This is a genomic window from Pectobacterium colocasium, assembly GCF_020181655.1.
In the GTDB taxonomy this organism is placed as follows: Bacteria; Pseudomonadota; Gammaproteobacteria; order Enterobacterales; family Enterobacteriaceae; genus Pectobacterium; species Pectobacterium colocasium.
Window position 1 is genome coordinate 640,473 of the sequence record NZ_CP084032.1, and the last position, 22,602, is coordinate 663,074.

The window sequence follows — 22,602 nt, forward strand, 5'->3', positions numbered from 1 at the left end:
CCGGAGATCTGTGGTGATGAGACAACATGAGCGCGTTAAAATGCGAACTATTTTGCATAAATAGCGGAGGATAAATGAATAAAGCAACGGGGATGATCCGGATTATTAAGGCGACCGGTTATTCCCTTAAGGGGCTAAAGCAGGCATGGCAGCATGAGGCGGCGTTTCGTCAGGAAACCGTACTGACTATTGTCGGCGTGATTATCGCGTGTTTGCTGCCAGTTACGCTGGTTGAAAAACTGCTGCTGATCGGGTCTGTCGTATTGATTATGCTCTTTGAGTTGGCTAATAGCGCCATTGAAGCGGTTGTCGATCGTATTGGCCCTGAGCATCACGAATTATCCGGAAGGGCGAAAGATATCGGCTCGGCAGCTGTTTTTGTTGCCATCGTGTTAGCCGCTGTCGTATGGGTCAGCATTCTCTGGCAACATTTTGCCTGACGGTACGCATAAATGAATAAAAGTCAGAGGCTTTGCCGATATCTCCATTCCCAATTGTGGCTTACCTGTATATACTCACAGCAAGACTGTATAAACAACCAGGGGGCGGAATGAAAGTATTAACAGCAAGGCAGCAGCAGGTTTATGACCTGATCCGCGATCATATTGCGCAGACCGGAATGCCACCAACGCGCGCGGAGATTGCTCAACAGCTGGGGTTTCGCTCTCCCAATGCGGCTGAAGAACATCTGAAAGCGCTGGCGCGTAAAGGCGTTATTGAGATTGTATCCGGCGCTTCTCGCGGTATTCGTCTGCTGATGGAAGAAGAAGCGGGCATTCCTCTGGTTGGTCGCGTGGCTGCCGGTGAGCCTCTGCTGGCACAGGAACATATCGAATGTCACTATCAGGTTGATCCTGCCATGTTCAAACCCAGCGCTGATTTTTTGCTGCGGGTGAGCGGTATGTCAATGAAAGATATTGGTATTATGGATGGCGATTTATTGGCCGTGCATAAAACAGAAGATGTACGTAACGGTCAGATCGTTGTCGCGCGTATTGACGATGAAGTGACGGTGAAGCGCCTGAAAAAGCAGGGCAATATGGTGCATCTTCTCGCGGAGAACGAAGAGTTTGCCCCGATTGTTGTCGACCTGCGTCAGCAAAGCTTTTCGATAGAAGGCTTAGCAGTTGGCGTGATTCGTAACAGCGACTGGAGCTAACGGTTCATAGAGATGCACTGTTCACCTGTCTGAATCAGTGCATCATCCTCTTTCTCTTTCTCTTTGTGTTAATCGCGTCATGTGCTAGTCACTTTATGTGTGGGGTGTCCCGCGTGTTAAGCTGCTAGCTGTATATATTTCGTTACATTTATCGTGTGTTCTCTACGATTCCTCTTACCACCTGTTTTCCCACTGCTTTTGCGGTGATGTTCTCTTTCCTAACGTCTTTTTTAGCTACAGATTCCTATTTTTCAATTTTAATCGAAATATTCGACTATAATTTTTATCAAGATAAGCATTTTTATCTTGATTGGTTGTTTGGTGATTGATCATCAGCGATCACATTTAGGTTGGCCCGGCAATCAAGGGAGACAGTGGCGAAGCACACCGTGATGGTTCACACCATGATGACGCTGCTTACTGAATAGACCGATTTATCTGATTATCTGAAACTGACGCATAAGTCGGTAGTCACGATTTTTATGCGCAATTCACCTAAGGTACGGAGATTCTTATGAATAAAGACCAAGCCAGCGGTAACTGGAAACAGTTTAAAGGTAAAGCGAAAGAGCAATGGGGCAAATTAACGGATGACGATCTGACGGTCATCGAAGGTAAACGTGACCAACTGGTAGGGAGAATCCAGGAGCGTTACGGGTACGCAAAAGAAGCGGCAGAGAAAGAAGTGAAGCACTGGGAAGAACACCACAAATATCACTGGTAGTGAACGTGATGCTTCTGCGCAGAAAGAGACGATAGCCCTTGGGGCTATCGTTTTTTAATCGAGGTTACCGCTTTTTAATTGGAACCGTGTGGTCGTGGTCGCAATGATCCGGCTGTTTGCACGATGCCACTTCCTGACAGCCGCCACATAGCCCGTGAGCTTCCACAACGCTGTGACGTAGCGTAAATCCTGACTGCTGTGCCAGGCTACGTAGTGTTTCTTCCACACCTTCGGTTTGACGTTCCGTGACCTGCCCGCAGCGATCGCAGATGAACAGGGCTGATGTATGGCTGTGGTCTTCAATATGGTGGCACAGCACGTAGCTGTTGTTTGACTCAACTCGATGAATGAAGCCTTGTTCCAGCAGAAAATCCAGTGCGCGATAGACGGTCGGCGGTTTGGCCTGAGGTTCGGACACTCGCAGCAGATCCAGCAGGTCATAAGCGCTGATAGCGCCGGACTGCTGCGCCATTAGACGTAAAACCTCTAACCGCTGCGGCGTGAGACGCACAGCGCGCTGCTGACAAATCTGTTCAGCCTGGGCAAGAAGTTTGTCCTGTTTGGTTGAATCCATTGTCATATCACCCTGACGCATTGAGGAACAAGACGGATATCTTACCACGGCTGAAGAAAAACGCCGAACTGGCGGCGTTTTCCTGCGAAAACAACTTCCTGTAAAAACAACGAACAGAAGTCCCTGTAAAAACAGCGGACAGAAGCGCTACACGACCAGGTCGATGAGCAGCGCCCGTAAAGGTGTTTCTGCCTGTAGCGTCAACGCCGTTTCTTCTTTGACAAAGGCGCCGTCGCCGCAATGTAGGGCTTCACTGTGCTGATTGCCTTTTACCACCATTGAACCGTGGATCAACTGGAGGTATGCCTGATTGCCCTGTAGTGCGATCGTGCTTTGCTCATTCTGCTGGAGATCGACATGATGGATCCAAACCTGCTGGCGCAGTTGCAGACTCGTCTGTTCGCCTTCCGGTGAGGCAAGCAGAGTGTGACTTGATGAATCCAATTCCATGCGCTGTAACGGGCTGTTCTCTCGAGTCTGGCAGGCATTCAGCCATAACTGCAGCCGTGTCAGTGGTTTACTGGGGTTGGTATTATGTTCGCTATAGCTGACGTTTGGCTGAGTCGCGAGTAGCAAAACATCGCCAGCTTTGGCCTGAATGTGGCGACCATTGCTGTCGCGGTATTCAGCTTCACCCTGCAGAATGATGTTCAGAATATCAACCCGTGGGTAGGTTCGCGGCTGAAATGATGCCCCCGGCGCTAATACTTCCTGATTGAGCACGCGTAGAGAAGCGTAGCCCAGCAACTGTGGGTCAAAATAGTGACCAAAAGAAAAGGTGTAGCGTGCTTGCAGCCAGCCATAGTCGGCCTGGCCGCATTGCCCCGCTGCTCTTCGTGCGATCATAATTTTTATCCCCCAGATAATTATTTATTAAACCGATAGTAATTGTGTGGACGTTGGATTGTTAGCTAGTTAATCTGGTGGGTATATTCAAAATTCCTGAATGAGTACCAAGATGGCGAAAGAACGAGCATTGACGCTGGAAGCCTTGAGGGTTATGGATGCGATCGATCGTCGTGGCAGCTTTGCCGCTGCGGCAGACGAGCTGGGTAGGGTGCCTTCGGCACTGAGCTATACCATGCAGAAATTGGAAGAAGAGTTAGATGTGGTGTTGTTCGATCGTTCCGGGCACCGTACTAAATTCACGAATGTCGGGCGTATGCTGCTGGAACGTGGACGTATCCTGCTGGAGGCCGCGGATAAGCTCACGACGGATGCGGAAGCACTGGCGCGCGGCTGGGAAACGCATCTGACGATTGTGACGGAAGCGCTTATTCCGACTCAGCGGCTTTTTCCGTTAATCGATAAGCTGGCGCTCAAAGCGAATACACAGGTGTCGATTCTGACGGAAGTGCTGGCGGGCGCGTGGGAACGTCTTGAGCAAGGGCGTGCCGATATCGTGATTGCACCGGATATGCATTTTCGCTCCTCTTCAGAAATGAATACCCGCAAGCTGTACACGATGAATAATGTGTATGTTGCCAGCCCAGAGCACCCGATTCATCAGGAGCCTGAACCACTGTCGGATGCCACTCGGGTGAAATATCGCGGGATTGCGGTGGCGGATACCGCACGCGAACGCCCGGTGCTGACCGTACAATTGCTCGACAAACAGCAGCGTCTGACGGTGAGCTCGCTGGATGATAAGCGGCGTGCGCTGCTGGCTGGGTTAGGTGTCGCGACCATGCCTTATCCGATGGTCGCGCAAGATATTGCCGAAGGGCGTTTGCTGGTGATTGGGCCGGAGCATCAGATGGAAAGCCAGATTATTATGGCGTGGCGGCGAGACAGCATGGGCGAGGCGAAATCCTGGTTCCTGCGTGAAATTCCAAAACTGCTGAACCAGCCCTAAACCCTGCATTTTTTGCGGCAAGGTGTGGTTTCACACCTTGCCTCTGCACTTCATTATGTCAGTATAAATCGACAAACGTCTTATCACGGTGGTGAGGCTGGTTCAGATCTTGCTCTGGACCCAGCGAAATCACGCCATGCGGATTAATCGTGCCGTGGCTACGATAGTAGTGGTGACGAATATGCGCCATATCGACGGTATCGGCGATGCCAGGCATTTGATAAATATCACGCAGAAAGCCGAACAGATTGGGATAATCGCTCAGGCGATATTTATCGCATTTAAAATGCGTGTGATAGACCGGGTCGAAACGGATCAGTGTCGTCCACAGGCGCAGATCGGCTTCGGTTAATTGCTCACCGGTCAGGTAGCGCTGTTTTGCCAGTATGGCTTCCAGATCGGATAATGCGGCAAAAACGGTCGTTGCTGCTTCATCATAGGCCGACTGACTCGTCGCAAAACCGGCTTTGTAAACGCCGTTGTTGACCTTGTCGTAAATCCAGCCGTTCAATTCATCAATCTGAGCGCGTAGCGCTTCTGGGTAGTAATCTCCTGCCGCTGCGCCCACGCCGTCAAACGCGCTGTTCAGCATACGGATGATATCGGCGGATTCATTACTGACGATGGTGTGTTGCTCGGTGTCCCACAGGACGGGCACGGTCACCCGACCGCTGTAGTCCGGTTTGGCGTGCAGGTAGAGTTGGTAGAGGAATTCGTGTTGATAAAGTGAGTCCCCCGTTGCCTCCTCAAAATCAGTCCCGAACGTCCAGCCGTGATCGAGCATGAGCGGATGAACCACCGACACCGCGATATGGTCTTCTAACCCTTTCAGCTGTCGCATGAGCAGCGTGCGGTGCGCCCACGGGCAGGCGAGCGAAACATAGAGATGATAACGACCGGATTGTGCAGGAAAGCCACCGTTGCCGGTGAGGCCGGGTGCACCATCAGGCGTGACCCAGTTGCGGAATGTGGATTCTGAACGCTTAAAGTGGCCGCCGGTAGATTTGGTTTCATACCAGGTATCGTGCCATACGCCGTCAACCAGTTGTCCCATCAATCCTCCCGTTTGTGTGTGATGATAAAACGACGGCAAGCCTTTTATGCTTGCCGTCTACTTTGCGATTTGGCTATTAAGTGTAGTACAGGCTTGAAAAGACCCCTCTTACCACTTTTTGCCCAGCAGGCGGTCGATGCTGAATGCGCCTGGGCCGGTTACTGCCAGCAGGAGGTAGCCGCCAGCAATGGTCAGGTTTTTCATGAACATCAATTGGTTCATGCCTTCCGCAAAGTTAGAGTGGAAAATCAGTGCAGTCAGCAGCGTAAAGCCCGCAGTAAACAGTGCAACGGTACGCGTCAGCAGGCCGAACAGCACCGCCAGACCACCACCCAGTTCCAGCAGAATGGTCAGTGGCAGCAGGAAGGTCGGTACACCCATCGCCTGCATGTATTGTTGTGTGCCCGCATAGGCATCACCCAGCTTACCGTAACCTGCAACGATAAACAGAATCGGCATTAAGATACGTGCAACCAGCAGTGCAGTGCTTTCTAAATTTTTCATCATCTCTCCAATTGATTTTGTTGTGGGCTATATCGCCCTGTTGTGTTTGTTATAGCAGGTGTTGTCTGAAAACTTGGCCCGCCATCAGGTTATGGGCAGATAGTATAGAGAGATGATTTGGGCTACCAGCGAGTATAATTGTTGCAGTATTTCAGAAAAATTGATGTTCAGTGAATGATGCAAGAACGCGCTGCAATGACGTGAGCGCGTCAGGCAAAAGTGAAGTGAATAATGGCGTATAGCACAGGCAGATCGCCGATGCGATAGGAAGGATTACGGACGAGCATCAAACGTTTTGCGGACGAGCCTGAATGTTCCCCACAGCCCGGCAAGACGGCGTCCCCAGCGAATCATACGGCTGGGGTGCCGCACGCCATAGAGCGCCACGAGGCTGGAGCCAACGATCCAGTATTTACGCCACTGCATCAGGCTTTGCCAGCCGCGATCGTAACGGGCGGTGGTATCCAGCCAGTGTTTCTTACCTGCCGATAAATCCAGCCGCTGCTGCTGTATCTGGCGCAGTAGCTGGGCTTTTTCTCTGTCTCGCTGCTGACGCTGGCTCATTTGGGATCGTCCTCCAGCAGTGACCTGTCCGTCGCCAGCTCCTTACGTGTGGCTTTGAGCAAGGTGGAACGACGTACCTTCAGGAGTGTCCAGATGCCGCCTATCAGCGCCAGCCCAAGCAAGGTGGCGGTGATACACCCCAGTGCAAAGAGACGATATTGCGGGTCGATGCCCCAGATGATCAGCGCAATCAGGCTCATAATGCCAAAAGCGGCAAAAAGCAGCGTCAGGCCGACCATAATCAGCAACTGAATTAGATTGGCTTTTTCTTCCTCTAATTCAATTACGGCGAGTCGAACACGGCTTTCCACCATGCTGACAATAATGGAGATGATGCGCTGAGCAGAAGCGATGACCCCGCTTGCGGGGCCTTGTTGTGATTTATCCGTCATAACGATCCGCTAAGTCATAACAAGCCGCTAATTAGCGACGAGACAGCAGGACGCCAAGCACGACGCCGACAGCAGCACCAATACCAACACCGGTCCACGGGTTCTGACGTACATAGTCGTCTGCAGATTCAACCGCTTCTTTGGTGTGGGAAGCGATTCGCTCACCGGTATCGCTCAGGCGATTACGGGTTTCTTTCAGCGCGCTTTCTGCTTTATTACGCAGTTTGTCGAGTTCCGCTTTAGATTTATCGCTGGAGGTGCTTAATACTTCTTCCAGCGTATCCGCCAGTGATTTCAATTCGGCGCGTAGGTATTCAGAATTTTGATCTTTAGCCATATTAATAACCCTTCGTGTTATAAACCTGAACGTTAACTATAGCTGAAGCTGAAATTTATGCCGCCCCAAACGGGTACGGACAATTCTGATAACTCGCTGTAAATTTTAGTGATTTGGTTTTTGAATATAAAATGAACAATTGCTGGGTGTTTTATAGGGACACGATATTGAGGGGTTATTGTGATGCGGCGCGTTCCGCAGCACGTAATTCCTGCTCGGCTTCAGCCAGCTTTCTTTCGCGTTTGAGGATCTTCTCAGCGTTATCCCCTTTCTGCCGGCTTTCGTGTAGTTCCTGCTGGCGTTCAGCGACGTCTTTACGTTTTTCCTCAATCGCTTTCTGACGCTTCTCAGCCAACCCGGCATCCGTACAGTGGGTTTTCACGCCGTCCAGTGCCTTTTCTAACCCGCTGATGCGGTTTTGATTGCCGTGCTTACGTGCTTCATCGATTTGGCGCTGAATATCCTGCGCTTTCTGCTGACAGGTTTCCACTTGACTGGCGGTATTCGCGAGCGCGTGGCCGGAAAGCAGGACAGATAATGCAATGATGGATGGAAATAGTTTCATCTACGTCACCCCAGTTTGGATTGTTTCTGTGTCAGTTTTTGCTGCCAGAACGGTGTCGGGGTTGTCGCCTGCTGCGCGGTAATAGTGACTTTAGGCAGAGACAATCGCAGGACATCTCTGGCAGCGATACTCTGTTCTGGCGAGGCAAGACGGACGATCAGGCTATCTTGCTCTGGTGTAATGCTTTTGATCGCAATGCCTTTTTCATTAAGACGCTGATACACGTAAAAGCCATCTGGCAGCGCGGCGCCATCGTCAGGCTTGATGTGCAGCATCGCATCGTCCTGAGAATGACGCAGCGACTGGGATTGCGTCAAGGCGATAATGGGCAGGGCAAGCAATATCACTATGCGGCCTATTTTTCTGGGCGTAAGTTTAGGCAATAGCCAGCGGATTGACACGGTTAGCTTCCTTTTTCTGTGTTATCTGCTTTCGCTTCACGCTTTTTACGCCACAGGACAAAGAGCGATCCAAACAGTCCGATAAACAGCAGCGCCAGCGGCAGCATCATCAGGCAGAACATCAGCTCGTCTTCATATTTCAGGAAGATCGTTGTTTTCCCTAAGGCGAAGCCCAGCGTAACCAAAATAAATACCCACAGGAACCCGCTCATCCAGTTGAAGAACTGAAAGCGCGCGTTATTCAGGCCTGACAAGCCTGCGATGGTCGGTAATAACGTTCTGACAAAAGCCAGAAAGCGGCCAACTAATAGTGCGGACAGACCATGACGGTGGAAGAGCTGATGGGCGCGCTGGTGATAGTGCGCGGGCAAGTGCGAGAGCCAGCCTTGAACCACTCCCGTATTGCCAAGCCACCTCCCCTGGATGTAGCTAGCCCAGCAGCCGAGGCTGGCGGCCGTCGTCAGGAGAAATAGAGTAAAAGGATAATTCATTGTGCCTTTGGCGACGAGGACACCGACCAAAATGAGCAGGCTATCGCCGGGCAGGAAAGCGGCGGGGAGCAGGCCATTTTCCAGAAAAATAATCAAAAACAGCAAGATGTAGATGGTCCATACCAGCTTGGGGTCGGCTAAAATATCGAAATCCTGATGCCAGAGTGCGTTTAACAGTTCTTTGATTAATTCCATCCGGTATTCCTAATACTGCTGTTGCATTTTAGCCTTGGCGACAATCACGCTTCTGGACATGATAAGAGCGAATACAGTGTTATCAGGGCGCAGGATTATGATTTTTTTTATGATCTCTGTTTGGTTCCGCCCAATAGTGACGCAGGTGTCTGACTTGATGCTCGCTTTTCGCTGTGAACCCGATAAACAGGCGGGTCGGGATTGTTTGGTCTTGGCTGACTTTACATCCAAAGCGACGGATTAAGCGTAAGAAAGACGCGTTAACTGTAACAAAATAGGTGTTACTGAGACAGAAAAATATTACGACAACTGAGGCGGTTTAGGGGGATTTTTCGAGGAAAAGTGGGGGTTTCTGCGATATTTTACACTCGCTGACAGAAATCAACGTTTTCTGACCTTTTCCCGCGTGTCCAAAAGGTTACCCCTCGTTTAAAACAAGGGGCAAAAATCGCGTTAAGACTTACCGGCGTGTATTTGGTCGAGGTGAACGACCGGGTTCTCGGCGAACATATAGCGATCGACGTTAAACTCGAAATCGTCCGTCGTGGCGCGAAACAGCATCTGTTTGGTGTTTTCCAGATGTTGCCACATGGCCAGTTTGGCGGCGTAAGGATCTTTGCGAATCAGTGCCTTAAGGATGCGATCGTGCTCTTCGCACCAGCTTTCTATCGACTTGTCGTCAATGTGTTCATGCAGTTTGCGCCAGTAAGGATTGTGGATCCGTTGGCTCCACATTTTTTCGACGATGGTCGCCATGGCTGAATTTTGTGTTGCCAACGCGACCTGCACGTGGAATTTGAGATCCCATTGAGAATCACGGAAGCGATCTTCCTGACGCGCATATTCCTGAATTTCCATCAGTTGGATGATGTCCTGACGGGTGACCTGCGTGGCTGCAAATTCAGCAATATTGCTTTCAATGAGTTGACGTGCCTGAAGCAGCTCAAACGGACCGGCTGCGACGAATTCAATATCGCCGCTATTAATGAACGGGTTCTTTTGCTGATTGGAAATAACGTGAATGCCTGAACCCTTGCGTACTTCAACGTACCCTTCGACTTCCAGCATAATAATAGCTTCGCGCACCACGGTGCGGCTGACGTTCATTTCTTCAGAAATATAGCGCTCTGCCGGTAATTTTTCGCCGACCTGGTACATACCGCTTTCGATGCGCTGTTTTAATTCTGCGGCTAACTGCTGGTATAGCCGTCGGGGTTCAGTGAGTGCCATGATGATGTCTACTCTCGATAGATGACGGTCCATGTGCCACGTCAGGGCCTGAGTGTCTATCTCGTTAATCTTTGAGGGATGATTTGTTATACCACTTAATCATAGCAGCAACCAATGTTGCGGTCACAGTTATCGCAGTGTGTTATTGCAGGGAGGTGGCTCACCCGGTATCCGATCATACCGGATGAGTCAGGATAATGCAGGGATTATCAGTGCTGGTTGGCTTCTTTCAAGGTTTCAGCCGCAGCGGCGACTTCTGATGCAGGTTGATTTTTCAACACTGTCCAGATGACGACGGCACCTAACAAGTCGAAGACCGCCAGTGCAGCAAACAGCGGGCTGAAGCCCAACGTATCCGCCAGTGCGCCCACAACCAGCGCAAACATGGTGCTTGCCATCCAGGCCGCCATACCGGTTAAACCGTTTGCTGTGGCCACTTCATTACGGCCAAATACGTCAGATGACAGCGTAATCAGCGCGCCGGACAGCGACTGGTGCGCGAAACCGCCGACGCACAGCAGCGCGATGGCGACGTAAGGGCTAGAGAACAGCCCGATCATTCCCGGTGCAATCATCAGTATCGCGCCCATGGTCACGACCAGCTTGCGGGAAACGATCAGGTTCACTTTGAAATATTTCTGGAACAGCATCGGGAGGTAGCCACCCAGAATGCAGCCGATATCGGCGAACAGCATCGGCATCCAGGCGAACATGGCGATTTCTTTCAGGTTAAAGCCGTAAGCTTTAAACATGAATAGCGGGATCCACGCGTTGAATGTTCCCCAGGCTGGTTCAGCCAGAAAACGCGGCAACGCGATACCCCAGAATTGGCGGTTACGCAGGATCTGCCAGGCAGACATTTTCTTCGCGTTATTGGTTTGGTGCTGTGCTTCCTGCCCGCTAAGAATATAGTCGCGCTCTTCGTCGCTGAGTTTTTTCTGATCTTTAGGGTGTTTATAAAAAACGAGCCAGCAGATGGCCCAGACCAGGCTCAGCGCACCGGTAATGATAAAGGCCATTTCCCAGCTGTGTGCCACAATCGCCCACACCACCAGCGGCGGTGCAATCATCGCGCCGATGGATGACCCCACGTTGAAATAACCCACCGCAACAGAACGCTCTTTTGCCGGGAACCATTCGCTGCTGGCTTTCAGGCCCGCAGGGATCATCGCGGCTTCCGCCATACCGACCGCGCCACGAGCGATCGCTAACCCTCCCCAACTGTTCGCCAGTGCGGTTCCCATGCAGAAGATGGCCCACAGAATGGCGAACATGGCATAGCCGATTTTAGTCCCCAGCAGGTCCAGCACATAACCGGCGATGGGTTGCATAATGGTATAACAAGCTGAGTAGGCAGCAACGATGTAAGAATATTGCTGTGTGGTGATATGCAATTGATCCTGTAGCGTCGGGGCGGCAACAGAAATTGCATTACGCGTCAGGTATCCCAGCACGGTACCAATGGTCACCAGGCCGATCATATACCAGCGTAATCCTTTGATTTTACGCATTTAACTTTCTCTCCGAGTCAATGAAAAACACAGTGTGGCTCTTGAGTAGCGTCACGGTGTGCGGTGTCTTGTAATGTGGTACGACACGTTTTGTTGTTGTGCTGAGCAGGAAAACCCTTCTCTTTGTGAGATAGCGATTGAATCCCTGCTTAAGGCAGCGCTACAATAATTTGTCATACAACTTTAAAAGTTGAGTGATATCACAAAACCATTATTTTTATGCGGAATAACGAATTGTTCGCTGAAATCGAGAGAGACAAGCGGTTTAAAGTGATAAGTGCTGAGTTATTGTACTGCTTGTTACATTTTTGCGATCATGACCTCACAAATACTGTGAGATATCGCGCATAATTGGTGTGATATCTTTTAACGGTCAACTAATTTGGTGCACAAGAAGCACGGTAAGGAAGAAAACATGCCCCAGTTTCTGAGTGAAGATTTTCTGTTAGACAGTGAATTTGCCCGTCGTCTCTACCATGAGTATGCCGTCGACCAGCCGATATTTGACTACCACTGCCATTTGCCGCCTGAGCAGATCGCGGAAAACTACCGTTTCAAAAATTTGTATGACATCTGGTTGAAAGGCGATCACTACAAGTGGCGTGCGATGCGTACTAACGGCGTGCCTGAGCGTTTGTGTACGGGCGATGCCAGCGACTGGGAAAAATTTGAGGCCTGGGCCGCTACCGTGCCACACACCATCGGCAACCCGCTTTATCACTGGACACACCTGGAACTGCGCCGCCCATTTGGCGTAACCGGCACGCTGCTGTCGCCAAGCACAGCAAAAGACATTTGGGATCGCTGTAATGCCATGCTGGAGCGTGATGATTTTACTGCGCGCGGCATCATGCAGCAGATGAACGTGAAAATGGTCGGCACGACGGACGATCCGATTGACGATCTGCGCCACCATAAAACTGTTGCTCAGGATTCAAGCTTCTCTATCAAAGTGCTGCCGAGCTGGCGCCCGGACAAAGCGTTCAACATTGAACTGGCAACCTTCAACGACTATATGGCGAAGTTGGGTGAGGTGTCCGACACCGATATCCGTCGTTTCAGCGATCTGCAAACCGCGCTGACCAAGCGTCTGGATCACTTCGCGGCGCACGGTTGTAAAGTGTCCGACCACGCGCTGGATGTGGTGATGTTTGCGGAAGCCGATGAGTCGACGCTGGACAGCATTCTGGCACGCCGTCTTTCTGGTGAAACGCTGAGCGAACATGAAGTGGCACAGTTCAAGACCGGCGTTCTGGTCTGGCTGGGAGCGGAATACGCGCGTCGTGGCTGGGTGCAGCAGTACCACATTGGCGCGCTGCGCAACAATAACCTGCGTCAGTTCAAGCTACTGGGGCCGGACGTGGGCTTCGATTCCATCAACGACCGTCCGCTGGCTCAGGAACTGTCTCGCCTGCTCAGCAAGCAGAATGAAGAAAACCTACTGCCGAAAACCATTCTTTACTGCCTGAACCCGCGCGATAACGAAGTGCTCGGTACCATGATCGGCAACTTCCAGGGTGAAGGGATGCCGGGCAAGATGCAGTTCGGTTCCGGCTGGTGGTTCAACGATCAGAAAGACGGTATGCAACGTCAGATGACCCAGCTTGCGCAGCTTGGTTTGCTAAGCCGTTTCGTCGGTATGCTGACGGATAGCCGTAGCTTCCTGTCTTATACCCGCCATGAATATTTCCGCCGCATTCTGTGCCAGATGATTGGCCGCTGGGTGGAAGATGGCGAAGCGCCAGCCGATCTGCCATTGCTGGGCGAAATGGTGAAAAACATCAGTTTCGATAACGCTAAAAACTATTTTGCCATCGAGCTGTAATTCCACCGCGTCGTAGGGTGTGAATTGTGCGGGGGCGCGGCAGTAAGATTCCCAAAGGGGCTTACGCCGCGGTTCCCGGTGTCTCGGTCTTTTGTCATCGGCACTGGTGGTGATTCGGTGCGGGTGAATGTATACCCCAAATAATTCGAGTTGCAGGAAGGCGGCAAGAGAGGGAATCCCGATGAGCTTACACAAGTAAGTGATTCGGGTGAGTGAACGCAGCCAACGCACATGCAGCTTGAAGTATGACGGGAATGAATATAGCAGGGCAAGGATGACGGTGGTTCGGTCGTGCCCTGAATGTGAGATTCGTCCTGAGGTAGCCTGTTAATGCAAACGTTAAATCGTCGTAACTTCCCTGGTCGTCAACACCCGGATCGCGTTATCCAGTTTGGTGAAGGCAACTTCTTGCGTGCCTTCGTCGACTGGCAGTTGGATTTGCTGAATGAACACACCGATCTGGATGCGGGTATTGTCGTTGTTCGTCCGATCGATTCTGATTTCCCACCCGCGCTGGACACTCAGGATGGGTTGTACACCACCATTATCCGTGGTCTGAACGAGCAGGGCGAAGCCGTGCGCGAGCCCCGTCTGATCCGTTCGGTAAACCGTGAAATCAACGTGTACCGTCAGTTCGATGAATATCTGGCGCTGGCGCATGATCCAAACATTCGTTTTGTTTTCTCCAATACTACCGAAGCGGGTATCAGCTATCACGCAGACGACCGCCTGAACGACGCGCCGCCTGTTAGCTTCCCGGCGAAATTAACCCGTCTGCTGTATGAGCGTTTCTGTCATTTTGACGGCGCAGCGGATAAAGGCTGGGTGCTGTTACCGTGCGAGCTGATTGATTACAACGGCGTAGCGCTGAAAGAACTGGTGCTGCGCTATGCCGCACAGTGGAAACTGACGCCAACGTTTACCGCCTGGCTGAACGATCACAACACCTTCTGCTCGACGCTGGTAGACCGCATTGTGACGGGTTACCCACGTGCCGAAGTTGAAGCACTAGAGCAGGAAATGGGCTACAAGGATACCTTCTGGGACACGGCAGAACATTTCTACCTGTTCGTGATTCAGGGGCCACAGTGGCTGGCAGAAGAGTTGCGTTTGAACAAGCTGGATCTGAACATTCGTATTGTTGATGACATCAAGCCGTATAAAGAACGTAAAGTGGCGATTCTCAATGGCGCCCACACTGCGCTGGTGCCAGTCGCATTCCTGGCGGGTCTGGATACCGTTGGCGAGTCGATGGATGATGCCCTGATTGGCAAATTCGTAGAAAAGACCATTGCCGAAGAGATTGTGCCGGTATTGGATTTGCCTCATGACGAACTGACCTCGTTTGCTCAGGCCGTGCTAAGCCGCTTCCGTAACCCCTTCATTCAGCATCAGCTGTTGTCTATCTCGCTGAATGGTATGACTAAATTCCGCACCCGCATCCTGCCGCAACTGCTGACTTACCGTGAGCGCCACGGTGAACTGCCTGCTCGTTTGACGTTTGCGCTGGCGGCTTTGATTGCATTCTACCGCGGTGAACGCAGCGGTGAAGGTGATGCGTTACAAACCTACCCGTTGCAGGATGATGCACATTGGCTGGAGCGTTATTCCACGCTGTGGGCAGGCGTAAAAGAGAACACCGTCAGCCTGGCTGAGCTGGTGAATGTTGTGCTGCGCGATGCCGATCACTGGGAACAGGATTTAACGCTGGTTCCTGGTCTGGCTGCGCAGGTGACTGAACAGTTGCAAACCATCGTTGAGCGCGGCATGCGCGCAGCCGTGGAAGGTTATTGCTAATTAGCAAGAAGGGTTATCCATGCAAAGTATTATAAAAATTCATTCTCTGGACAATGTGGCTGTCGCCCTGCGTGATGTTGAGCAAGGCGAAACGGTGTCGGTGGATAGTCATACGGTGACACTTCAGCAACCTGTCGTGCGCGGACATAAGTTCGCGCTGGAAACCATCGCACCGGGAGAAATGATTACCAAGTATGGCCTGCCGATCGGCCATGCGCTGGTGTCTATTGCCCCCGGAGAACATATTCATTCCCAGAATGCGAAAACCAACCTGAGCGATCTGGATGAATATCAATACCAGCCTGAGTTTATCGACCTGCCGCCGCAAATGGGCGATCGGGACGTGCAGCTCTATCGTCGCAAAAATGGCGATGTCGGTATCCGCAATGAGTTGTGGATCCTGCCAACCGTCGGTTGCGTGAACGGGATCGCACGCCAGATTCAGCAGCGTTTCCTGAAAGAAACCAATGACGCGGAAGGTATCGACGGCGTTTATCTGTTTAGTCATACCTTCGGCTGCTCACAGCTCGGTCAGGATCACGAAAATACCCGTACGATGCTGCAAAACATGGTGCGTCACCCGAATGCGGGGGCTGTACTGGTGATCGGTCTGGGCTGTGAGAACAATCAGGTTGATGCATTCCGCACGACGCTGGGCGATTTTGATTCCGATCGCGTAACGTTCATGGTGTGCCAGCAGCAGGACGATGAAGTTGAAGCCGGCCTGGAGCGTCTGCATACGCTGTATGAGGCGATGCGTCATGACAAACGCGAGCCGGGTAAGCTGAGCGAACTGAAATTTGGTCTGGAATGTGGTGGTTCTGATGGGCTGTCTGGGATTACGGCCAACCCGCTGTTAGGCCGTTTCTCCGACTATCTGATCGCCAACGGCGGCACCACCGTGCTGACCGAAGTGCCAGAAATGTTCGGTGCGGAACGTATTCTGATGAGCCGCTGCCGTGATGAAGCGACGTTTGAGAAAACCGTGCACATGGTGAACGATTTCAAACAGTACTTCATCGCGCACGACCAGCCTATTTACGAAAACCCATCGCCGGGTAACAAGGCGGGGGGGATCACCACGCTGGAAGAGAAATCACTGGGCTGTACGCAAAAAGCCGGACAGAGCAAAGTGGTTGACGTACTGAAATATGGTGAGCGCTTACATACTCCGGGGCTCAACCTGCTCAGCGCACCGGGGAATGATGCCGTCGCAACCAGCGCGCTGGCGGGAGCCGGTTGCCATATGGTGCTGTTCAGTACCGGACGTGGAACACCTTACGGCGGCTTCGTACCTACCGTAAAACTGGCGACCAACAGTGAACTGGCGAAGAAGAAACCGCATTGGATCGATTTTGATGCGGGGCGTCTGATCCATGACATGCCGATGGATGAACTGCTGAGCCAGTTTGTCGAGCTGATTGTCGAGATTGCTGATGGCAAGCGTACGAAGAATGAAGTGAACGACTTCCGTGAATTAGCCATATTTAAGAGTGGCGTAACGTTGTAAATTCTATTCATTCCAATTAAAATAAAACGGCGTTTCATTTTTATAATGGCGCCGTTTTTTTTCGCAGCAACTTTTTAGAGGCAGGGATCATGACACAGTATTGGATTGCCCAGTCTGTTGGTGTACTGGCGTTTCTGGTCGGTATCACCATGTTTTTCAACCGTAACGATCAAAAATTCAAAATACAGCTCTCGGCATACAGCGCCGTGATTGGCCTGCATTTCTTCCTGATGGGGGCAAATGCGGCGGGTGCCAGCGCATTGTTGAACTCGGCACGTACGCTAATCTCACTGAAAACACACAACATCCTCGTGATGTTTGTCTTTATCTCACTGACGCTGCTCTTTGGTTTATCGGGCATGCACCATCCTATGGAACTGTTGCCGATAGCAGGCACGGTTGCCAGTACCTGGGCGCTGTTTCGCACCTCTGGGCTGACGACGCGCTGCGTGATGTGGTGCTCAACCGCCTGCTGGGTGGTACACAATATCTGGCTGGGATCGATTGGTGGATCGCTGATCGAAGGGAGTTTCCTGCTGATGAACGGCTTTAACATCATCCGCTTCTGGCGCATGCAGCAGCGCGGCATCGATCCTTTCAGCGTAGAGAAAAAAGCGTAATTTCGAAGGTTTCTCATCATGTTAACGCTGCTCGTTTTAAAGCGAACGGCGTTAAAGGAAGAGGGATCATTAATCCCTAATCGGTTACAGCAGATTCAAGCGCTCTTTTTCCGCCAGTTTAGCGTCTTCCGCGTGGCACACGGCGGCGATGAACATCACGTCCGTCGAGGAGTTCACCGCGGTTTCGGCGGAATCCTGCAAGACGCCAATGATGAAGCCAACTGCGACCACCTGCATGGCGATATCATTGGAAATCCCGAACATGCTGCACGCCAGCGGGATCAGCAGCAGTGAACCGCCTGCCACGCCCGATGCACCACAGGCACACAGCGACGCCACGACGCTGAGCAGCAGCGCGGTCGGTACGTCAATCTGAATACCTAACGTATGTGCCGCAGCCAGCGTTAACACCGTGATGGTAATCGCTGCACCCGCCATATTGATGGTGGCACCCAGCGGGATAGCGACAGAATAGGTGTCTTCATCCAGATTCAGCTTGCGGCACAGTTCCATATTTACCGGGATGTTAGCGGCAGAACTGCGGGTGAAGAACGCCGTCACACCGCTCTCGCGCAGGCAGCGCAGTACCAATGGATAAGGGTTGCTGCGAATCTTCCAGTAAACGATCAGTGGATTGACCACCAGCGCGACCAGCAGCATACCGCCAATCAGCACCATCAGCAGATGGGCATAGCCCCACAGTGCGCTGAAGCCCGTTTCTGCCAGCGTTGACGCGACCAGTCCGAAAATCCCCAGCGGGGCAAAGCGAATGACCACGCGCACAATCATGGTGACCGCGTTGGAGGCATCGGTAATCATGCTCTTCGTGCTGTCCGAACCGTGGCGGAACGCAATGCCCAGACCAACGGCCCAGACCAGAATACCGATGTAATTCGCATTCAGCAGTGCGTGAATTGGGTTGGCGATGATGCTCATCAACAACCCTTTCAGCACGTCGACAATACCTGACGGCGGCGTGATGTCGGTGGCCTGGGCGCTGAGCGCCAACGTAGAAGGGAAGAGTACGCTGAGCACAACGGCAATCAGTGCTGCAGAGAAGGTTCCGATGAGGTAAAGAAACAGGATCGGACGGATATTGGTTTTCTGCCCTTGCTGGTGGTTAGCGATAGACGCCATGACCAGCACCAATACCAGAACGGGTGCGACGGCTTTCAATGCACCGACGAACAGCGTTCCCAATAAACCGGCAGCCAGCGCGGCCTGTGTAGACAGCGAGGCCAGAATAATCCCGGCTGCGAGCCCCAGAAGAATCTGTTTAACCAGGCTGCCGCGAGTAATGTACTGCAAAAAACGAGAGTATTGAGTTTCCATAATTTTGACGGCGTAGCCGTTCCGCTAAGTGGTTGTCTGTACGGATTTGGCACCTCTGACATGTGTCGGGTGATTTTTTCTTTCCGTAACGAAATGTGTTTGCACGTGTCAGTATATGAAAATTTATTTTTGAGAAAAGCGATGATGTGGTTTTTTATGACGGACATCCTTGTCCGTCACCCTGCGGGCCGTTGCTGCGCAACGTTGAAAAACGCTCCCGACGTTTTTTTATGACGGACGTCCTTGTCCGTCACCCTGCGGGCCGTTGCTGCGCAACGTTGAAAAACGCTCCCGACGTTTTTTTATGACGGACATCCTTGTCCGTCACCCTAAGATGGAACGAGGAAAGGGTCTCCGCACGGTGGGAACCGTGCGGAGAGAAAGGATTAACGCTCGGCGCGTTTGTTCACCCAGACGTTGATCAGCATGGTGATGATAAGAATGCTGGCAACGACGCCCAGAGAAATCGCCACCGGAATATGGAAAATGTCGATGAGCATCATCTTGGTACCAATGAAGATCAGGATGACGGCCAGGCCATATTTCAACAGTGAGAAGCGCTCAGCCACACCAGCCAGCAGGAAGTACATCGCACGCAGGCCCAGAATAGCGAACAGGTTGGATGTCAGCACGATAAAGGGATCGGTGGTGACGGCGAAAATGGCCGGGATACTGTCGACGGCGAAAATGACGTCGCTGATTTCAACCATGATCAGTACCATAAACAGCGGGGTGGCATACAGGATACCGTTACGGCGGACGAAGAACTTTTCGTTCTCGATGGTATCCGTCATGCGCAAACGGCTACGCAGCCAGCGTACCAGCGGCTTGTCGCCGATCGCCCCGTCATCTTCTTTCGCCAGCGCCATTTTAAGGCCGGTGAACAGCAGGAACGCTCCGAACACGTAGAGTAGCCACTGGAACTGCGTGACCAGCCAACTGCCGCCAAACACCATCAGCGTTCTGAGAACGATGGCGCCTAACACGCCGTAAATCAGCACGCGGCGCTGGTATTGTGGGGGAACGGCGAAGTAGCTAAATAGCATCAGCCAGACGAAGACGTTATCGACGGCGAGGGCTTTCTCGATCAAATAACCGGTCAGGAAGGCCAGCGACTGGGCGTTGGCCACCTCGCGGCCCATCGTGCCGTCCAGATACCACCAAAAACCGGCGTTGAACAGCAGCGAGAGCGTAACCCAGATGATAGACCAGACGGCAGCCTGCTTGAACGTCATTACTGTCGACCCTTTGCGCCCTTGATAGAGCAGGTCGATGGCCAGCATCACTATAACAATGGCAGCGAAGCTGCCCCATAACCATGGCGTGCCGATGGTGTGCATAGCAAGATCCTTAAATAGAAACAAAAACGGCCGACGTCGGAAGGACGCTGGCCGCTTGTTATTAAAGCTGCAAATGCACCTCGCCTTCCGGCAAGGTCTCACTTACAACATTAATGAAGCTGTCTCATCAAGAATCGAGCTTTTCATCAAAGTTGCCCAGTAACCGGATGCGGAACGCATCGTAATGACGATTAGCTGGCGGAAAAGTTACTCCCCTTTGCCTGATAGAAGATAGGTGAAAAGATGATCCTGGTCAAATAATTATCGCTGCCTTACTCCGCGTTTCCCGGTGCGGCGGCGTCGGCCGGAAACACGACGCCGGTTTGGCGGCGAATTTCCGTCAGCAGCCCGGCGACAGTACGCGAGCGCGCCAGTTCCGGATGGTTGATGTTGTTATCGCTTACCAGCGTGGCAAAGACGTCCGCTTCGTACAGCATGCTGTTGATATGCTGCGGCTGGCTGAGATCCAACTGTTTCCCTTCACGCGGAATGAATTTCACGTTATGGCATTCGGAGACTTTCTCAATCACCAGCGAACCGTCTTCCCCCTGAATTTCACTGGGTATCGCCGAGTGGCTGACTTTGGAATGGATGATGGTGACATCGAAATCACCGTAGTTCAGGATGACACTGCCATGTGCGTCTACGCCGCTTTCCAATAGCGTCGCGCTGGCCTGTGTGGTGCACGGTTCGCCCCACAGCGCCACGGCGAAGGCTAAGCAGTAGTAGCCGATATCCATGATGGAACCGTTGGAGAATGCAGGATTGAACGTATTCGGGTTCTCGCCCGCCAGATAGCGCGGGTAGCGTGAAGAATACTGGCAGTAATTCAGCACCACTTTACGTAGCCTGCCGACTTTTGGCAGCGCCTGTTGTATCACGCTAAAATTGGGCAGGCTGGCGGTTTTGAACGCTTCAAAGAGCACGACCTGATTTTCTCTGGCGCAGGCGATCATCTGTTCGACTTCATAGCGGTTGGAAGCCAGCGGTTTTTCACAAATGACGTGCTTGCTGTGGCTCAGGAAGAGCAGCGCCTGTTCGCAATGCAGTGAGTTAGGGCTGGCCAGATACACGGCATCGATAAGGTCGGATTTCGCCATGGCTTCCAGTGAATCAAAGCGCGTGTCCACCATGTAGTCAGCCTGAAACGGCTGTGCTTTTTCTGCCGTGCGTGAATAGATGGCGGTGAGCTTCAGCTTGCCGGTTTCGTGGGCGGCATCAACAAACTGACGGGTGATCCAACTGGTTCCTACAATAGCGAAGCGAATCATAAGCGTTTGGTATCCTGAAGGCATAGGTGATGACTAGGGAGATTATCACGGTGAAATGACAAGGCAACGTCAATCATTTCCCGTTCCGGCAGAGAAAAGCATTTACTGACGGGCTATTTTAAGGGATAAACAGCGCAAATTTTATGAAGCAGGAGAGGCCAATGAGCCAACTCGAATTGGAAACGTGCAACCTGACGTTGGTGCGTTACCCTCAGGTCGCTGAAAACTCGGCGCTACAGGCGTGGGATGCCGCAGATGAATACCTGCTGCGTGAGCTGTCCACGATGGAAATTGCGCCAGGCCCGCGTCTGATTTTCAATGATACGTTTGGCGCGTTGGCCTGCGGCTTGCAAGCACAGTCGCCCGTCAGTATCAGTGACTCTTACCTCAGCCAACTGGCAACGCGGCACAATCTGGAACTGAATGGTTACGATGCCGATACGGTAACGCTGTTGGATAGCATGGCGGAGCTGCCCGCTGCACCCGCGCTGGTGGTGATTAAAATTCCTAAAACGATCGCGCTGTTGGAACAGCAATTGAGAATGTTGCGTAAGGTCGTCACGCCGCAAACACGCATCATCGCTGGTGCGAAAGCGAAGGATATTCATACCTCTACGCTGCAACTGTTTGAACGTGTGATGGGGCCGACGAAAACCTCGCTGGCCTGGAAAAAGGCGCGTCTGGTTCACTGTGAATGGGCAGAATTGAAAGTCAGTGAGCAGTCACTCACCACTGAATGGGAGCTGGATGGCTACGGCTATCGCATTCAAAACCATGCTAACGTGTATTCACGTAATGGGTTGGATATCGGCGCGCGTTTCTTTATGCAGCATTTGCCAGAACAACTCGACGGTAAGATCGTCGATCTTGGCTGCGGTAACGGCGTGATTGGGCTGGCGGCGCTGAAAGCTAACCCGGACGCCACTGTGGGTTTCTTCGATGAGTCCTACATGGCGGTGGCATCGAGCCAGATGAACGTTGAGGTCAACTGCCCGCAGGATGTCGAGCGCTGTAGCTTTGTAGTGAATAACGGATTGGCACGCGTTAAGCGCGATACGTTACAGGCGGTGTTGTGCAACCCGCCATTCCACCAGCAACACGCGGTGACGGATGAAATTGCCTGGCAGATGTTCATGGATGCTCGTCGCTGTCTTCAGGTTGGCGGAGAATTGCGCATCGTGGGGAATCGTCATCTGGATTATTTCCACAAACTGAAGCGTCTGTTCGGCAACTGTGAAACCGTCGCCAGCAATACGAAGTTCGTCATACTGCGTGCGGTGAAAACGGGATCGTCCCGCTAAGATGTTCCTGCTTTGTGAAGCCGAACGTGCCTCACAAAGCGGAAGCTGTT

At 52.1% G+C, this 22,602-nt stretch carries 24 protein-coding genes; 9 read left to right on the forward strand and 15 right to left on the reverse strand.

Features of this window, described 5'->3' with window-relative positions:
- Window positions 1–74: 74 nt before the first annotated feature.
- The 3 genes from LCF41_RS02915 to LCF41_RS02925 all read left to right on the forward strand — a co-directional run bounded on the left by LCF41_RS02915 (window position 75) and on the right by LCF41_RS02925 (window position 1,883).
- Entirely contained in the window at window positions 75–440 is a 366-nt protein-coding gene (locus LCF41_RS02915; protein ID WP_225086814.1) for a diacylglycerol kinase, read from the forward strand.
- A 110-nt stretch (window positions 441–550) separates the two neighbouring features.
- Window positions 551–1,159 (forward strand): transcriptional repressor LexA, encoded by a 609-nt coding sequence (gene lexA, locus LCF41_RS02920; RefSeq protein WP_225086815.1) that lies wholly within the window; start codon window positions 551–553, stop codon window positions 1,157–1,159.
- Between the two features lie 514 nt (window positions 1,160–1,673).
- Window positions 1,674–1,883 carry a CsbD family protein gene (locus tag LCF41_RS02925; protein WP_010298839.1) on the forward strand — a complete coding sequence of 70 codons (210 nt, stop codon included), beginning with the start codon at window positions 1,674–1,676 and terminating at the stop codon, window positions 1,881–1,883.
- 64 nt (window positions 1,884–1,947) lie between these two features.
- Here the strand turns inward: LCF41_RS02925 and zur are convergent, their stop codons facing one another.
- Entirely contained in the window at window positions 1,948–2,457 is a 510-nt protein-coding gene (gene zur / locus LCF41_RS02930) for a zinc uptake transcriptional repressor Zur (RefSeq protein ID WP_010298842.1), read from the reverse strand.
- A gap of 147 nt (window positions 2,458–2,604) precedes the next feature.
- Entirely contained in the window at window positions 2,605–3,303 is a 699-nt protein-coding gene (locus LCF41_RS02935) for a pirin family protein (RefSeq protein ID WP_225086816.1), read from the reverse strand.
- 112 nt (window positions 3,304–3,415) lie between these two features.
- Between LCF41_RS02935 and LCF41_RS02940 the strand changes: the two genes are divergently transcribed.
- Window positions 3,416–4,312, forward strand: coding sequence for a LysR family transcriptional regulator (locus LCF41_RS02940; protein ID WP_225086817.1), 897 nt, complete (start codon window positions 3,416–3,418; stop codon window positions 4,310–4,312).
- A gap of 58 nt (window positions 4,313–4,370) precedes the next feature.
- On the opposite strand, the gene LCF41_RS02945 is transcribed toward LCF41_RS02940, so the two are convergent.
- From LCF41_RS02945 to LCF41_RS02990, 10 genes are all read right to left on the reverse strand, one after another.
- Complete coding sequence (locus LCF41_RS02945) at window positions 4,371–5,366, reverse strand: glutathione S-transferase family protein (RefSeq protein ID WP_225086818.1); 996 nt, start codon at window positions 5,364–5,366, stop codon at window positions 4,371–4,373.
- A 108-nt stretch (window positions 5,367–5,474) separates the two neighbouring features.
- Complete coding sequence (locus LCF41_RS02950) at window positions 5,475–5,870, reverse strand: DoxX family protein (RefSeq protein ID WP_010298854.1); 396 nt, start codon at window positions 5,868–5,870, stop codon at window positions 5,475–5,477.
- Between the two features lie 273 nt (window positions 5,871–6,143).
- Window positions 6,144–6,434 (reverse strand): YqjK-like family protein, encoded by a 291-nt coding sequence (locus LCF41_RS02955; protein ID WP_225086819.1) that lies wholly within the window; start codon window positions 6,432–6,434, stop codon window positions 6,144–6,146.
- Window positions 6,431–6,826: a phage holin family protein gene (locus tag LCF41_RS02960; RefSeq protein ID WP_225086820.1), complete on the reverse strand. Its 396-nt coding sequence runs from the start codon at window positions 6,824–6,826 to the stop codon at window positions 6,431–6,433. The genes LCF41_RS02955 and LCF41_RS02960 overlap by 4 nt, the downstream gene beginning before the upstream one ends.
- 31 nt (window positions 6,827–6,857) lie before the next feature.
- Window positions 6,858–7,163, reverse strand: coding sequence for an ElaB/YgaM/YqjD family protein (locus tag LCF41_RS02965; RefSeq protein ID WP_012773230.1), 306 nt, complete (start codon window positions 7,161–7,163; stop codon window positions 6,858–6,860).
- Window positions 7,164–7,338: 175 nt separating this feature from the next.
- Entirely contained in the window at window positions 7,339–7,728 is a 390-nt protein-coding gene (locus LCF41_RS02970) for a DUF1090 domain-containing protein (RefSeq protein WP_225086821.1), read from the reverse strand.
- A 5-nt stretch (window positions 7,729–7,733) separates the two neighbouring features.
- Window positions 7,734–8,129, reverse strand: a complete 396-nt coding sequence (gene mzrA / locus LCF41_RS02975) for an EnvZ/OmpR regulon moderator MzrA (protein WP_225086822.1) — start codon at window positions 8,127–8,129, stop codon at window positions 7,734–7,736.
- Between the two features lie 2 nt (window positions 8,130–8,131).
- On the reverse strand, window positions 8,132–8,815 hold the full coding sequence (locus LCF41_RS02980) for a DedA family protein (protein ID WP_225086823.1): 684 nt from the start codon (window positions 8,813–8,815) through the stop codon (window positions 8,132–8,134).
- A gap of 453 nt (window positions 8,816–9,268) precedes the next feature.
- Window positions 9,269–10,045 (reverse strand): transcriptional regulator ExuR, encoded by a 777-nt coding sequence (gene exuR, locus LCF41_RS02985; RefSeq protein WP_012773234.1) that lies wholly within the window; start codon window positions 10,043–10,045, stop codon window positions 9,269–9,271.
- 209 nt (window positions 10,046–10,254) lie between these two features.
- Complete coding sequence (locus tag LCF41_RS02990; protein ID WP_225086824.1) at window positions 10,255–11,556, reverse strand: MFS transporter; 1,302 nt, start codon at window positions 11,554–11,556, stop codon at window positions 10,255–10,257.
- Window positions 11,557–11,971: 415 nt separating this feature from the next.
- On the opposite strand from LCF41_RS02990, the gene uxaC reads away from it, so the two are divergent.
- The 4 genes from uxaC to LCF41_RS03010 all read left to right on the forward strand — a co-directional run bounded on the left by uxaC (window position 11,972) and on the right by LCF41_RS03010 (window position 17,308).
- The gene (uxaC, locus tag LCF41_RS02995) at window positions 11,972–13,381 is read left to right on the forward strand and encodes a glucuronate isomerase (RefSeq protein ID WP_225086825.1); all 1,410 of its coding nucleotides are present in this window, start codon (window positions 11,972–11,974) and stop codon (window positions 13,379–13,381) included.
- 330 nt (window positions 13,382–13,711) lie between these two features.
- Window positions 13,712–15,178, forward strand: coding sequence for a tagaturonate reductase (locus LCF41_RS03000; RefSeq protein ID WP_225086826.1), 1,467 nt, complete (start codon window positions 13,712–13,714; stop codon window positions 15,176–15,178).
- A gap of 19 nt (window positions 15,179–15,197) precedes the next feature.
- Window positions 15,198–16,688 (forward strand): UxaA family hydrolase, encoded by a 1,491-nt coding sequence (locus tag LCF41_RS03005; protein WP_225086827.1) that lies wholly within the window; start codon window positions 15,198–15,200, stop codon window positions 16,686–16,688.
- An 89-nt stretch (window positions 16,689–16,777) separates the two neighbouring features.
- Complete coding sequence (locus LCF41_RS03010) at window positions 16,778–17,308, forward strand: YgjV family protein (protein ID WP_225086828.1); 531 nt, start codon at window positions 16,778–16,780, stop codon at window positions 17,306–17,308.
- A gap of 84 nt (window positions 17,309–17,392) precedes the next feature.
- On the opposite strand, the gene sstT is transcribed toward LCF41_RS03010, so the two are convergent.
- From sstT to LCF41_RS03025, 3 genes are all read right to left on the reverse strand, one after another.
- Window positions 17,393–18,640, reverse strand: a complete 1,248-nt coding sequence (gene sstT / locus LCF41_RS03015) for a serine/threonine transporter SstT (protein WP_225086829.1) — start codon at window positions 18,638–18,640, stop codon at window positions 17,393–17,395.
- Window positions 18,641–19,026: 386 nt separating this feature from the next.
- On the reverse strand, window positions 19,027–19,980 hold the full coding sequence (locus tag LCF41_RS03020) for a TerC family protein (protein WP_225086830.1): 954 nt from the start codon (window positions 19,978–19,980) through the stop codon (window positions 19,027–19,029).
- Between the two features lie 272 nt (window positions 19,981–20,252).
- Window positions 20,253–21,251 (reverse strand): Gfo/Idh/MocA family protein, encoded by a 999-nt coding sequence (locus LCF41_RS03025; RefSeq protein ID WP_225086831.1) that lies wholly within the window; start codon window positions 21,249–21,251, stop codon window positions 20,253–20,255.
- A 161-nt stretch (window positions 21,252–21,412) separates the two neighbouring features.
- Here LCF41_RS03025 and rlmG point away from each other — a divergent pair, with 161 nt between their 5' ends.
- Entirely contained in the window at window positions 21,413–22,552 is a 1,140-nt protein-coding gene (gene rlmG, locus LCF41_RS03030) for a 23S rRNA (guanine(1835)-N(2))-methyltransferase RlmG (protein WP_225086832.1), read from the forward strand.
- Window positions 22,553–22,602: the final 50 nt, after the last annotated feature.

Bases quoted from the DNA above. Each gene is read 5' to 3' on its own strand.
- exuR (WP_012773234.1), bottom strand. From the start codon at position 10,045: ATGGCACTCACTGAACCCCGACGGCTATACCAGCAGTTAGCCGCAGAA.
- zur (WP_010298842.1), bottom strand. From the start codon at position 2,457: ATGGATTCAACCAAACAGGACAAACTTCTTGCCCAGGCTGAACAGATT.
- LCF41_RS03000 (WP_225086826.1), top strand. From the start codon at position 13,712: ATGCAAACGTTAAATCGTCGTAACTTCCCTGGTCGTCAACACCCGGAT.
- LCF41_RS02970 (WP_225086821.1), bottom strand. From the start codon at position 7,728: ATGAAACTATTTCCATCCATCATTGCATTATCTGTCCTGCTTTCCGGC.
- LCF41_RS02950 (WP_010298854.1), bottom strand. From the start codon at position 5,870: ATGAAAAATTTAGAAAGCACTGCACTGCTGGTTGCACGTATCTTAATG.
- LCF41_RS02945 (WP_225086818.1), bottom strand. From the start codon at position 5,366: ATGGGACAACTGGTTGACGGCGTATGGCACGATACCTGGTATGAAACC.
- lexA (WP_225086815.1), top strand. From the start codon at position 551: ATGAAAGTATTAACAGCAAGGCAGCAGCAGGTTTATGACCTGATCCGC.
- LCF41_RS02960 (WP_225086820.1), bottom strand. From the start codon at position 6,826: ATGACGGATAAATCACAACAAGGCCCCGCAAGCGGGGTCATCGCTTCT.
- LCF41_RS02990 (WP_225086824.1), bottom strand. From the start codon at position 11,556: ATGCGTAAAATCAAAGGATTACGCTGGTATATGATCGGCCTGGTGACC.
- LCF41_RS03005 (WP_225086827.1), top strand. From the start codon at position 15,198: ATGCAAAGTATTATAAAAATTCATTCTCTGGACAATGTGGCTGTCGCC.
- LCF41_RS03025 (WP_225086831.1), bottom strand. From the start codon at position 21,251: ATGATTCGCTTCGCTATTGTAGGAACCAGTTGGATCACCCGTCAGTTT.
- LCF41_RS02925 (WP_010298839.1), top strand. From the start codon at position 1,674: ATGAATAAAGACCAAGCCAGCGGTAACTGGAAACAGTTTAAAGGTAAA.
- LCF41_RS02965 (WP_012773230.1), bottom strand. From the start codon at position 7,163: ATGGCTAAAGATCAAAATTCTGAATACCTACGCGCCGAATTGAAATCA.
- LCF41_RS02935 (WP_225086816.1), bottom strand. From the start codon at position 3,303: ATGATCGCACGAAGAGCAGCGGGGCAATGCGGCCAGGCCGACTATGGC.
- LCF41_RS02955 (WP_225086819.1), bottom strand. From the start codon at position 6,434: ATGAGCCAGCGTCAGCAGCGAGACAGAGAAAAAGCCCAGCTACTGCGC.
- LCF41_RS03020 (WP_225086830.1), bottom strand. From the start codon at position 19,980: ATGCACACCATCGGCACGCCATGGTTATGGGGCAGCTTCGCTGCCATT.
- LCF41_RS02940 (WP_225086817.1), top strand. From the start codon at position 3,416: ATGGCGAAAGAACGAGCATTGACGCTGGAAGCCTTGAGGGTTATGGAT.
- sstT (WP_225086829.1), bottom strand. From the start codon at position 18,640: ATGGAAACTCAATACTCTCGTTTTTTGCAGTACATTACTCGCGGCAGC.
- LCF41_RS02980 (WP_225086823.1), bottom strand. From the start codon at position 8,815: ATGGAATTAATCAAAGAACTGTTAAACGCACTCTGGCATCAGGATTTC.
- LCF41_RS03010 (WP_225086828.1), top strand. From the start codon at position 16,778: ATGACACAGTATTGGATTGCCCAGTCTGTTGGTGTACTGGCGTTTCTG.
- rlmG (WP_225086832.1), top strand. From the start codon at position 21,413: ATGAGCCAACTCGAATTGGAAACGTGCAACCTGACGTTGGTGCGTTAC.
- LCF41_RS02915 (WP_225086814.1), top strand. From the start codon at position 75: ATGAATAAAGCAACGGGGATGATCCGGATTATTAAGGCGACCGGTTAT.
- uxaC (WP_225086825.1), top strand. From the start codon at position 11,972: ATGCCCCAGTTTCTGAGTGAAGATTTTCTGTTAGACAGTGAATTTGCC.